Below are 12008 nucleotides of genomic sequence, written 5' to 3'. Positions count from 1 at the left end.
TTAAGGCAATGATGATGCTCAAATGTCAGCCTGCTTCAGCAACATATGCCACAACACTTTCTCCAGAATGAAATTCAACCATCCTCCTAGTCTTTATCAGTTCCCAGCCTACGCATCTGTTACTTCTTGGCTAATCAATTAATATGAGAACCTTGAAATAGGATGCTGGTCAAGTTCATATCACTAATATTTACTTTGAGATGACTAAGCTTACAGTTGCCTTTAAACTGCTTATTGTCCACCAACCGATCAATTGAGGTCTTTTTGATATGCCTGACGAAGAAATTTTACGCAAGAAAGCTTTATCACAACTCAGGAAGAAAAGGATATTGAAGAGGCAGGTTCAGACCTATTTCACTGTGAACCTTGCTCTGATTGTGATTTGGTTGCTAACTGGCATGGGCTACTTCTGGCCCATTTGGCCTGTTTTTGGATGGGGCATTTCTCTTGCTGTTCAGTCTTGGAAGCTTGCTCATCCAGAGAGAGACTTCAGCACAGAAGAGATCGAGGCAGAGATGCGTCGCAGTTGATTGAAATCAACAATATTTCATACGCCTATCATTGCAAAAGACCTCAGTTTGCCGATTGTCAAGAGCCTTGGCTGAGGTATAATAAATCACTGTTCTGAGGAATATCATGGCCTTACCATTTCCTTACGTCTACCCTTATTCTGGTCAATTAATGATATTGAAGATATTCCATTGAAGAGAGGAGGCTAAACTAGGACTTTAGTCTCCTCTCTTCACCCTTTTATTAAATGATCATGCAAAAAACTATTGCTTGGACCGTTAGCAATTATTGCGATTTCGAGCGTTTCATCAACGTCCTTAAATGCACATGAAAATGCTAAATATAGCAAGGATCTTGGCATTAAGATTGAAACACTTGTGCAAAGCACTAAGCAATGGGATGGAAATTTTCTCCCGCATTATCCAACCAGCAATGCTGAGATCACAGTTCTGCGTATCACGATTCCAGCCGGAGTTAACCTGCCATTGCATACCCACCCAGTCATCAGTGCAGGAGTAATCCTTCAAGGCACGCTTCAGCTAACTCTTCAAGATGGAACGACACGCCTTTTCAATCAGGGAGCTGCGCTGATTGAGACAGTGAATACAGTTCATACCGGAAAAAGTCTTGGTCCAAAAGATACTGTTGTTCTCGTCTTTTGTGCAGGTAGCAAGCACCTTCCGACGACTGTTCAGGTGAAAACGCAAGCCCTTTGAGAAAGGTTCCTTAGGCAGCGCTTAAAACGTAAAAGTTGGCAGGTGCAACAGAGCAGCTCGATCAAGCACAAGCAATCTTGTAAAGAGGTTGCTACCGCCTGGGGCACGCCCCTATCAAGCCAAATCAGAAAACCGCCCCGAGTGGAACAGGTGTACTATCAGGGTGATGTCGATGTTGCGATGGAGTTCAGCGAGCCTCTTCTTCATTTGCGCTCCGAGCGGAAGCAGCAGATCCTGCCATTAGCGAGTGAGCACGTGGCGGCAGGCTTCCCCTCCCCTGCTGAGGACTATATCGAGATCGGCATCGACCTCAACGAACAGTTGATTCGTCATCCAGCTAGCACCTTCTTCCTGCGTGTTAGCGGTCACTCAATGACAGGTGTTGGCATCCACAATGGCGACCTCTTAGTTGTCGACCGCAGCCTAGATGCACGCCCCGGTCACATCGTGGTGGCGATTCTTGATGGTGCCTTCACTCTCAAACAACTTGTCCGCCACCGTGGCGTACTGCGTCTAGAGGCCGCCCATTCCAATTACCCACCGCTGGATCTGGCTCGCTTCGGTGACGTGCAAATCTGGGGTGTGGCAGTGCATTCCATTCATAGCCTCAATCCTGCGCAGCAAACATCCCACTCAACACAACGCCTAGATGAATAGGCTCAAAATAGGCGAGACGATGAATCAGGCTGCCCGGTATAGCAATAGTGTTGTTGCTCATCTTTAAAGATATTACCTTTAAATCGTATATAGAGATAGGCAAGTTTGGTGCATCAAATGGCTGACTTTTGTTCACCCAGATCGCGCAAGGCAAGGATGCGATCAGACCAATAACAATGAGAGGAGCCTTTGAAATCCCATAACGTGTCGGTCAACTGACCAAGCCATTGACGCCTTTCTTGTTGTTCATTTGCCTCTTGATCGGAAACCCAAGCAGAAACAGAGGTGTGGGAATAATCCAGGGGCTTCTCCTCCGGCCCCCTTGCCCAGCCAAGATCTTGCAGATACTCGTGAACACATTCATCTACAAATACAAACCAATCATGCAAGTGTTTAATACCATTGGCTTTAATAGCTTTTTGCTGAAGCTCTGATGCTCCTTCTGGAGACTCAATATGGCCATGCACAGCTAAGATTTCTTCTCTGATATTGAGCCATTCGCAATCACCCTGTGATTGAAGCCCATAGTAACGTTGACGGAACTGATCATCTTCCTTGCAAAGCCATTCGATCCAGACTTCTTCCATCAACTCTTTGATTTCTTGCTTGTCTCCTCTCGATAGCCATTCAGAGAAGCTTTCCTTATTGATTCTCTGCATAATATCTTTTTGATGCCTGCTTAGAGTTGGTGCCATTGCAAATCCTTTTGTCTTGTTGGTTTTACAAAAGACTCGACCGACGCGGTTGCTCATAACATGGAATCAACCTATGTGGCCAGGTCCAGCTAAGACGTCATAGACGACTTATTTGTAGACATTGTTAGGGATTCAGCTACGTCTAGCCGGCCATTGAGTCAGCATCCTCTATTGCAAAGGTCTCTAGGCCACAACGACAGGCTTGACGGTGGAAATCTTGAGGCAGACAAGCAAGACCAATGCAGCCAAACAGCCAATCAAAGTGATGATTGGTCGCCAGTCTGCATTGACATTCTCCTCGCCACATCGACGACAACCATTGCGACTGGCTGTCACAGCAAAGCACGATCTCGCTATCAGGTAGGAGCTAGTGCGTCTGTACTAGTATGAGGCATTCTTTCGCTCGCCTTCCTCCAGTGCCATGTCTCGGGTCACGGCCCTGATCGACGGCAACAATTTCTATGCCTCCTGTGAGCAAAGCCTTGACGCCTCGCTAATCGGTCGTCCTCTGGTCGTGCTCTCCAACAACGATGGCTGCATTGTTGCTCGCAGCTCCGAAGCGCGTGCTCTCGGTATCAGCATGGGCACGCCCTATTTCAAGGTCCGTCACAAATTGGACCGACTTGGCGTTGTCGTGCGCAGCTCCAACTACGCCCTCTACGGCGATATGAGCCAACGACTGATGAGCTTGCTGGAAGCCCATTGTGAGGAGCTGGAGATCTACTCCATTGATGAAGCCTTTGCTTATATCAATGGTCCCTCTGATGACAACCTAAAGCCCTGGGCCCGTCATCTACGGGCCCAGGTGCATCGCAACCTGGGCCTACCTATAGCAATCGGACTTGGCGCCAGTAAAGGTCAGGCCAAACTCGCCAACCACCTAGCCAAGGCCATACCAGCTCACGCTGGAGTGTTCAACCTACTCACCGCTAGTGATCCAGATACATGGCTCGAGAGCGTCGCTATCGAAAATGTATGGGGCATCGGTCGCAAGTTAGCCCACTGGTGCCGACTTAGAGGCGTAACCAATGCCCGGCAATTGCGCGATATGCCACGTAGCAAACTTCATGCCCGCTGTGGCGTTGTAGGCATACGCCTACAACGAGAATTACAAGGTCATGCCTGCCTTCCTCTAGCCCTAGCCCCAACATCAAAACAGGAAACCTGCGTTAGCCGCAGTTTTAGCCGACCAATCGCCAATCCAGAAGAATTACGCCAGGCAATCGCAACCTACGTGGTGCGCGCCAGTGAAAAACTGCGACGACAACAGCAACGGGCCGGGACCCTCACCGTATTCACACGTACCAGCCCATTTGCGCCAGCGTTTTACAGCCAAGCCGCTACCATCCAACTGGATCTGCCAAGCAACGACACTGCAATCTTGCTAGCAGCAGCCCTGCCACTAGTAGAGCGAATCTACCGGCCCCATTGCCGCTTAAACAAAGCCGGGGTGCTGATGCAAAACCTACAGAGTGCAGACCATCTGCAACAACACCTGCTGGTAGCAGTTCATGCCGATGAGCAGTATCGCCGCGATCGACTAATGAACACCATCGACCGACTCAATCACCGTTACGGCAGCGGAACCGTGGGTTGGGCAGTTTGTGGCATGCAGCCAGGATGGAGCATGCGTCGTCATCAACTCAGCCGCGCGGCCACAACTCGCCTTAATGACGTGCCGTTGGTGCTGGCCTGAAACTTAGAATTGAATGTCAACAGATCTCATTAGTTAGGGGATTGGGCTGGATTTGATTTGCTGGGTTCCATCCACATCTCCAATCCATAAAGAATGCGCCATGCAGAGAAGAAAGAAGTGAGAATAAATAGAAAAGTGACTATGAAAAAAGTCTTGGTCATTAGGCGAATAACTGAGGGCCTGGCTGATGGCCTAGAAGGCAACAAGTGCGTGGATTCATGAGCCAGGCAAGTAGAACAAATTATTGATGACCCTCCCGTTAGCTGAATACTCTTGGCAAATGCTTCAGTAATCTCAACAGATTTACCGCAAAGTCTGCAAAGGTGACTGAACGCCATTAAAATAATCTCAAGGCAGAATAACTGGTCTGCAGATATATAATGAAGAAGAGAGGTTTTGTTATTTGATCATTAGGGAGTGCATGCATTTTAAAATTGCTGTAGAAGCTGCACCTCCTCTTCGCGACGATTCAACAGCAATACCATGCGCTGACCATGGCAAGCGAGGCCGGTCTGATGACGCAGCAGTTCAGTACTAGCCAAGGCGACCCCACAAGTTTCAACCAAAAGCACCGGCAAAGTTTCAGCATGACCTTGCATGCCCTGCAAATCAAGCGCCTGAAGCACTGCACGTTTTGATTTATCCATTCCCAGCCGCTCAACAAGCTGAGGCCAGAGATGATTCACCGGCGTGCAACCAGCAAAGGCAATAGGGAAGTCACTCATCGGAGGCTAATCGCAGCAACCTTCGGATTAAAACAACGCTCATGAGGAAAGTTGTTGAACAGCTCCTGCAATCATCGCCGGGGTTACCGGAATCGTCTCGATTGCATCAGCGTTATCAAGATAAGCGTCGAAGGAAGAGTAGTGATCCACATGAGGATTCGCCCCGTCCTTAGCACAGGCTTCTGTCCAGTCGCCATCTTCAGGTTTTACCACGACATAAGCCTGGAGAGACTCCTCTAAATCACCTCCGTCACCAATTCCCTCACCGTGCCAAATCGTTTCGTAGAAGCTCATGCCATTAAATTTAAGAAGAGATCATCAGTTTAAAGAGCCATGGTGCAGTTAAAGGGCCTCAGCACACTTCCGTAGAGACAACCATCTGCTTAGAATGACAAGTGAATTTCATCTTTAAGCTCCACAACTTGATGCCTTATCTGACAGCCCTACAAAGGATTCGCTGAGCTGCGCAGCTGTTGCTAATGGACTTAAACGTAGATGGTAAAACCTTGCTGAGCGGTGCATTCAAAAGCTAGAAAAGATGAGCGAGAAGATGCAAGCAGGAATCGTGATGGTCAATCACGACAACAAGTTCCTTGATATCGCCGATTGGCTTGTGAAGCGCATCAACAGACTGATGACCTAAGCCGGAATGACATCCTGGCCTGAGAAGCCACCACAACGCTGCTGATCTAAGTGACCAATGTGCTTGCGTTCGCTGTAATAAAGCTCCTGGAAACGCAACGCATCGCTGTTGAGCTCCTCAAACATTGCTTCGATACGCATTTCCATATCGACCGATTCAGTAGGTTGCTGTCGCTCTTCTTCAATCAAAGCAGCAATACAACGCTCAAGAGTTTCAAGACGCTGACCACCCCAGGCCTCAAGAAGATGACGACAACGCTTGAGGGATTTTTGGCGTTCTAGAGCCGCTGCTGTGCCCCGGAGCTGAAGCAGTGGCTTAGCCATAGCAGCCAAATGAACCTCGCCAGGCTCTAATAACGGGGTAAGACGAGCGACTAGAGCACTGTTCTCCAGGAGCAACTGATCGGTAAGCAGCCGTGGCAACTCAATATCCTCCAAATCATGACCAGAGTCAGTTCCTCGACTGATCGCCTCTAAACGTCCTGCACCAAGATTGGTTTCCTCCAAATCAGTGATCGCCGCCCAAAGCAAACGGTGATGTTGTAAGGCAAAATCCTCCAGCTCTCGCTGTCGTAACTCCCTGCGAATGGCAGCCCGATGATTTGAGCAATGGAGATATAACCTCAGGATTTCCGCCTCGCTGCGCTCCCGTTGACTGGCCTCGCCAGGTTGCTCATGGCGACTTGAGCGGCCATGCCAGCGCTGCCCTTTCACTTGCTGGCGCAGATCTTCCTCCAACTGCAAGGCCAACCGGCCCTGCCCACCGCTCAAGCGTTCGGCAACCTGTTGCAGGTAGTGGGTCCGTACGGCCGACTGGGGCAACTTGCCGAGCAATGCAACCAGGCCACTCACTGCCTGCTGGAACTGATCCGCTTGACTTAAATCACGGCCCTCCAAAACCTGTTGAATCTGCCAATCAAGCCAAAGAGGTGACTGATCTAATAGAGCCCTGTAATCGCCAGCACCATGATCTTTGAGAAATTCATCGGGGTCTTTGCCAGAAGGCAAATGAAGCACTCGTAATTCCAACTGGCCCTGCAAAGCCAGTTGCTCAACTTCGCCAATGGCCCGGTTCGCAGCACGAACACCGGCTCCATCAGCATCAAAATTAAGCACGATCCGCTTCCCTTCGCTGCAACGGCAGATCTGGGTGATCTGCTGACTACTCAAAGCAGTGCCTAAGGAGGCCACTGAATTGGTGACACCTGCAGCATGCAATGCAATGACATCGAAATATCCCTCGACTACCACAGCCCGGTCATCCTTACGGATGGCATTCGCCGCCCGATCCAGTCCAAACAAATGCTTGCCTTTCTCGAACACGTCTGTCTCAGGAGAGTTGAGGTACTTCGGCTCTGAGCCATCAAGACTGCGTCCGCCGAAACCAATCACCCGTCCCTGGCGATCGTGGATCGGCACCATCACACGATGACGAAAGCGATCGTAAAAACCTCCCCCACCCTTGCGCGCCACAACAAGCCCGGCGGCTTCCAGTAATTCAGCAGACAAACCTTCCACCTGCTGGAGGTGCTTGAGTAAACCATCCCATTGCTCAGGGGCATAGCCCAGTTCGAAGGATTCCAGAGTGACTTCACTAAGGCCCCGCTTCTCAGTGAGGTAATTCAGCGCATTTGCGCCAACTGGCGTACGTAGCTGGCCACGAAACCAACCGGCCGCCAATGCAAGCGCACGATGAAGCTTGTCTCGACGAGAGAGCTGCTGACGTAATCGTTCCTGCTGGGGCCCCTCGACCGTTTCAACAGGAAGTTGATACTTGCGAGCAAGCTCCAGCACCACATCACCAAAACTCTGGCGCTGAAACTCCATCAGGAACTTGATCGAGTTTCCACCAGCTCCACAAGAGAAGCAGTAATAAAACTGCTTCGCTGGCGAGACCGTCATCGATGGTTTGCTGTCGTCATGGAACGGACAGATCCCTACGAATTCACGGCCCTTTTTCTTTAGAACCACATGTTCGCCAACGACATCAACAATGTCGGCACGCTCCTTGACGGCCTCGATCGTGCGCGGGTGAAGACGGGGGACGGGCATGACCTTATTTTGCTGGTTGCGCCGCGAGAGGTCGAGAAGAGAACATGATCAGCAAAAGCAATCCATACGACAAGCAAGGCCGAAATCAATAAGAACTCAAAACCTCTCCAAAATCGTCCTCTCTGAATTGGCAGCGCAAACGGCGTAATCAGCCTTGCCGCAAAACGACAAAACTTTGATCGACATCAATCGAGTTGCAGCACATCACGTGTATTAGAGCGTCGAATTGCTTCCTGCTGCTGATAAGACGCCAAACAGCCATCACGAATCACCAATAGGCAATTCACATAATCAGCACCATCAATGAGAGCTGCGCGAATGGCTTTTGCTGCGGGAGTGCGATTACTTTCGCTGGATGATTCTTCATAACTAAAAGTGCCTGCAGCCGCAAGGCCATAGGCCCCTGCCCCTCTTGCACCGGTTGCACCTCCTACAATCCCAGCCAAGGGAGCCAAAGATCCGCCGGATCCTTTCTGCTTAGCTGTGCTGGTCGCACGCCCCTCTACTGTTCGCGCACCGACAACCTCTCCAGTGGAGGAATCCACCACCCGTAGGTCGATGGAAACATAAGCCTTGGATTCCGAAACGGTCTTCGAGCCACCAAAACCCATAAAGCGCATCCCACTTCCAGATTGCTTTGTTTCAACCCCATCCTCGTAGCCACTCACACGCCCCATAATCAAATAGCGGGCGCCACGCATTTGACGGCTACGTGCGGCGTCTCTGTCGTTTCGCACAATCCCCAACTCGGCAAGCTCTTGCTCAGAGAGGACCGCCTTGAGATTCTGCCGTTCCACGACTGTTAGTCCACCAGCAAGGGCTAGTTCATTGGAAAGAGCATCCGCGAGCTGACGGCTCACACGCGGGCTCCACCAAGACAACCTTCCTACCTGGTTTTTAAAGTCGGGTACAGAAACCGTTGGGCCAGCCCAGGCGGCTACTGGAACAAACACAAAGGAAGCCACCACAGCAGCAACTCCAAAGGAGGAGAGTTTCACGGCTTTTGAATCCATTAGAGATTTCTACAGTCGGGCAATTTAAAAAGAATTAGGAGAGTGGGCTGCTTCTCGTAAAGCAACGCGACTTGCTATCACCAATTTGGAACGTCATGGCGATCTCAATCCTATTGCTGGTCTTTCCTTGCGGCAAAGGCTTTCAGGGATGGCCTCTTCTCTTGTGTTGTTGACTATGCCATTGCCTCAGTTCTGCGGATGCGATGAATGATGTCAATGCAGGGCAACAACCAACTGCAGACAAACAGCCAATGGCGTGGGTTCAAATCACTCCTGCTCGCCGCTCTGGCCTTCAGCTTGATGACCGTTTGCGTCAAACACCTTGGTGGTCGTTTACCGGTCGCAGAAATTTTGTTCGCAAGATCTCTGATCAGCTTGGCAATTACTCGGTTCATGCTCACTCGGGTTGGGGTTTCCCCCTGGGGACACCGTAAAAGGTTGCTGTTATTGCGCGGGCTGCTGGGCACAGCGGCATTGTTCTGTGTATTTGACGCCTTGGCGTCCTTACCCCTTGCTACCGCAACCGTTCTGCAATACACCTATCCAACATTTATTGCGTTAGCGGCATGGATGTTTTTAAGAGAAAGAATCCATCGTCGTATTGGCATAGCAGTACTTCTCGGTTGGTTGGGGATCACTCTTGTTTTAAAACCAGAATGGCTTGGCACAAGCTTCACCGGTTACTCCCCTTTATCTGTCTCTATTGCACTTTTAGGTGCTCTGTTTACAGCTCTGGCCTACGTCTGCGTACGTGAGCTTTCAAAGCAGGAACATCAACTCGTGATCGTTTTCTACTTTCCATTGACATCAGTACCAATAGCCCTGCTCTTCCTCGGGAATCATGGAGTCTTGCCACTTGGAATCGATTGGCTCTGGATACTGGGTATTGGCCTATTTACCCAACTTGGTCAAATCTGGATTACCGAGGGATTAACTCTTCTGCCAGCAGCCACAGCAGGCTCAATTGGCTATTCCCAAGTTTTGTTCGCAACTCTCTGGGGTGTACTGCTGTTTGCTGAACACGTTGATGGCTGGTTCGTGATTGGAGCTCTGATGGTATTAGGAGCAACACTCATCAGCTTCAGAAGCAGACAAGAGAATATCCAAAACCAACCAACATGAGAAAAAGATTGCGACCTCAATCTTGTTGATTGAGCTGTAAACGATAGAATGGAAATTCTTTTAAGAAATCCTTGAAATGGCACCCTAGGGATACATGATGAGAATGAGCCCTTGACCCCTCTCAAAAACATTGCAATCTTATCGTATTGCTAGGGAGTCTTTCAACTCTCTTCCTGACCGTTAAATAGGATCAGAACGTAATGTTATCGCCCTAGATTTATATCCTGTCTGGATAGGAACCCTACCTTTCTTTTGTCTGTTAGTTACTCTCGGAATCTCAATTCCCGCACTAAAGACTCCACCACTAACATCCTTCAATTCGTCAGTTGAGAGTTCCTCGTTGCTTCGTCAGTCATTAGGTGTTTATGCTAGATATTTTAATGATAGACTCTATGAGGAAGTAATGAAGTTACCTGTATCTAAAAGAGATAGAATCTTTACTGGTCTGTTAGTTGTTTTGATTGTGACTCAAATCTCTACTGCAGAATAGGAGCACAGGATAAATTGACATCTAATGCTGATAGAGGTCTATATTAGATAAGGTGAGTGGGGAGGAGAGAAATGGGGAACCTGACTTGAAAAGGCTATTTGAAAAAAAACAATTCGGTTCTCCTCTCGGTCTGTGAACCATGCTCAATAGATGAGGTTGTCTAGCTTAGTCATAGGTATAGGCCATACGGTATCCGGGTTCTAGTTATTCTTTGAGTAGATCGTTTGGGTTTCTCTTCTGAAGATGGTTATCAATAGACAGACAAATGCAACCCACCCTTTTTGAAAATGCTCTAGAAACTATTCCAACGAACTTTCTACAGTCAGTGAATCACCAGGTAGCTGTTAATTAAAGTCCCCCATTACCCTCAAGACCCAATGCTCACGTAGATGACTGACATCTCGCTTTTCAACATGCACTCGGCCCATGTCTTCTGAATTCCCCGTCTCAAGATCTAGGCGGCTGGTAATAGCCGTTTGCAACAACTCAATCTGTAGTACCAGGGCTTCCGGCTGACATCCACTAGCAGGGCTACTGATGACTATTGCAGGAATTGAGTTTTAGACCGGTCACGCAAAGCAAAACAAGCTCCAGAAGTTCTGAGCAGGACCTCGAACGATCAAGCAGAGGCTGGACAGATCAGGCAGCATGGATGACATCAAGAGCAACCTCATGATCGGCTGGCTGCAAGGGCAAAAAGTAGAAGCCTGGCAGCAAGGGACTCGGCAAGGAGTCGTTTTGGCATGTGCTGGTGTTGGTTACGAGGTTCAGATTGCACCGCGCCATCTCAGCGAAATGGAGCACGGGCAAAACACATTCATCCTCTGGATCCATCAGGTGCAGCGTGATGATGGATCCAGCTTGTTTGGCTTCCCGGAACGACGAGAACGGGACATGTTTCGTACCTTGATTGGTGTTAGCGGAGTGGGGCCCCAGATGGCCCTCGCTCTTCTAGAGGAATGTCAGCCCGGAGAACTTGTAGAGGCGATTGTGCAGGGAGACCTACGCAAGCTTTGTCAGGCTCAAGGTGTAGGCAAGCGCACAGCCGAACGTCTTGCGGTGGAATTGCGCACAAAGTTGGCTGAATTTAGTTGTCGTGATCCTGGAATGTCCCTGGTTGACAACGGTGTGATCGATTCGCATCAGCTCAAGGATTCAAGTCTGCATGAGCTACAGATCACCCTCGGGGGCCTTGGTTACGAAGATCTTGAAATACGCCGTGCCATAAGGGCTGTGGCCAGCGGTGCTGCAATAGGAGCCAGGGACATGCCTGAGTCTGTTCCCGCCATCGACGATACTGACGCCTGGCTGAGAGCAAGCCTGCGCTGGCTTAGTCAGGAAGCTGCCTAAACAATGGTCCTTAAAGAGTTAGATTGTTTTTTTGGTCTCTTAGGGCAAAACGCCAAGCATGTCGCTCGATACAACAGAAAAGCAACAGCTGATCAACGCCAACCAAACCCATGGCACCGATACGGGGTCTGTGGAGGTGCAAGTGGCAATGCTTAGCGAGCGGATTACCAAGCTCAGCTCGCACCTGCAGGAGAACAAGCACGACTTCTCATCCCGTCAGGGTCTGCTCAAGATGATTGGTCGTCGCAAGCGCCTGCTCAGTTATGTACGCGGAAAAAGTGAACAGCGCTACAACGGCCTGATCACCAAACTAGGCATCCGCGGTTAAATCCTTTTTGGC

The 12008-nt window shown here is 49.6% G+C and carries 13 protein-coding genes; 7 read left to right on the top strand and 6 right to left on the bottom strand.

The window, feature by feature from the left end:
* The first annotated feature begins 269 nt into the window (after positions 1-269).
* The 3 genes from PMIT1303_RS03365 to PMIT1303_RS03355 all read left to right on the top strand — a co-directional run bounded on the left by PMIT1303_RS03365 (position 270) and on the right by PMIT1303_RS03355 (position 1883).
* Positions 270-530 (top strand): 2TM domain-containing protein, encoded by a 261-nt coding sequence (locus PMIT1303_RS03365; RefSeq protein ID WP_063397514.1) that lies wholly within the window; start codon positions 270-272, stop codon positions 528-530.
* 357 nt (positions 531-887) lie between these two features.
* Positions 888-1226 carry a cupin domain-containing protein gene (locus PMIT1303_RS03360; RefSeq protein WP_231901279.1) on the top strand — a complete coding sequence of 113 codons (339 nt, stop codon included), beginning with the start codon at positions 888-890 and terminating at the stop codon, positions 1224-1226.
* 180 nt (positions 1227-1406) lie between these two features.
* Complete coding sequence (locus PMIT1303_RS03355) at positions 1407-1883, top strand: LexA family transcriptional regulator (protein WP_011826233.1); 477 nt, start codon at positions 1407-1409, stop codon at positions 1881-1883.
* Between the two features lie 113 nt (positions 1884-1996).
* On the opposite strand, the gene PMIT1303_RS03350 is transcribed toward PMIT1303_RS03355, so the two are convergent.
* Entirely contained in the window at positions 1997-2635 is a 639-nt protein-coding gene (locus PMIT1303_RS03350; protein ID WP_063397512.1) for a hypothetical protein, read from the bottom strand.
* A gap of 126 nt (positions 2636-2761) precedes the next feature.
* Positions 2762-2914 (bottom strand): hypothetical protein, encoded by a 153-nt coding sequence (locus PMIT1303_RS13250; RefSeq protein WP_156486890.1) that lies wholly within the window; start codon positions 2912-2914, stop codon positions 2762-2764.
* Positions 2915-2999: 85 nt separating this feature from the next.
* Between PMIT1303_RS13250 and PMIT1303_RS03345 the strand changes: the two genes are divergently transcribed.
* Positions 3000-4274, top strand: coding sequence for a Y-family DNA polymerase (locus PMIT1303_RS03345; RefSeq protein ID WP_063397511.1), 1275 nt, complete (start codon positions 3000-3002; stop codon positions 4272-4274).
* 428 nt (positions 4275-4702) lie between these two features.
* On the opposite strand, the gene PMIT1303_RS03340 is transcribed toward PMIT1303_RS03345, so the two are convergent.
* From PMIT1303_RS03340 to PMIT1303_RS03325, 4 genes are all read right to left on the bottom strand, one after another.
* Entirely contained in the window at positions 4703-4999 is a 297-nt protein-coding gene (locus PMIT1303_RS03340) for a hypothetical protein (protein WP_063397510.1), read from the bottom strand.
* A 39-nt stretch (positions 5000-5038) separates the two neighbouring features.
* Entirely contained in the window at positions 5039-5293 is a 255-nt protein-coding gene (locus PMIT1303_RS03335) for a hypothetical protein (protein WP_063397509.1), read from the bottom strand.
* A gap of 345 nt (positions 5294-5638) precedes the next feature.
* On the bottom strand, positions 5639-7693 hold the full coding sequence (gene dnaG, locus PMIT1303_RS03330) for a DNA primase (protein ID WP_063397508.1): 2055 nt from the start codon (positions 7691-7693) through the stop codon (positions 5639-5641).
* A gap of 185 nt (positions 7694-7878) precedes the next feature.
* Positions 7879-8691, bottom strand: coding sequence for a CsgG/HfaB family protein (locus tag PMIT1303_RS03325; RefSeq protein ID WP_231901277.1), 813 nt, complete (start codon positions 8689-8691; stop codon positions 7879-7881).
* Positions 8692-8913: 222 nt separating this feature from the next.
* Between PMIT1303_RS03325 and PMIT1303_RS03320 the strand changes: the two genes are divergently transcribed.
* The 3 genes from PMIT1303_RS03320 (at position 8914) to rpsO (ending at position 11996) form a co-directional block, all read left to right on the top strand.
* Positions 8914-9828: a DMT family transporter gene (locus PMIT1303_RS03320; protein WP_063397506.1), complete on the top strand. Its 915-nt coding sequence runs from the start codon at positions 8914-8916 to the stop codon at positions 9826-9828.
* A gap of 1162 nt (positions 9829-10990) precedes the next feature.
* The gene (gene ruvA, locus PMIT1303_RS03315; RefSeq protein WP_063397557.1) at positions 10991-11668 is read left to right on the top strand and encodes a Holliday junction branch migration protein RuvA; all 678 of its coding nucleotides are present in this window, start codon (positions 10991-10993) and stop codon (positions 11666-11668) included.
* A 58-nt stretch (positions 11669-11726) separates the two neighbouring features.
* Positions 11727-11996 carry a 30S ribosomal protein S15 gene (rpsO, locus tag PMIT1303_RS03310; protein WP_011130024.1) on the top strand — a complete coding sequence of 90 codons (270 nt, stop codon included), beginning with the start codon at positions 11727-11729 and terminating at the stop codon, positions 11994-11996.
* Positions 11997-12008: the final 12 nt, after the last annotated feature.

Origin of the sequence: Prochlorococcus sp. MIT 1303 (genome assembly GCF_001631965.1) — a bacterium.
GTDB lineage: Bacteria > Cyanobacteriota > Cyanobacteriia > PCC-6307 > Cyanobiaceae > Prochlorococcus > Prochlorococcus marinus_D.
The sequence above is the reverse complement of the archived record's forward strand: the minus strand, read 5'-3'. Positions and strand labels throughout refer to the sequence as shown.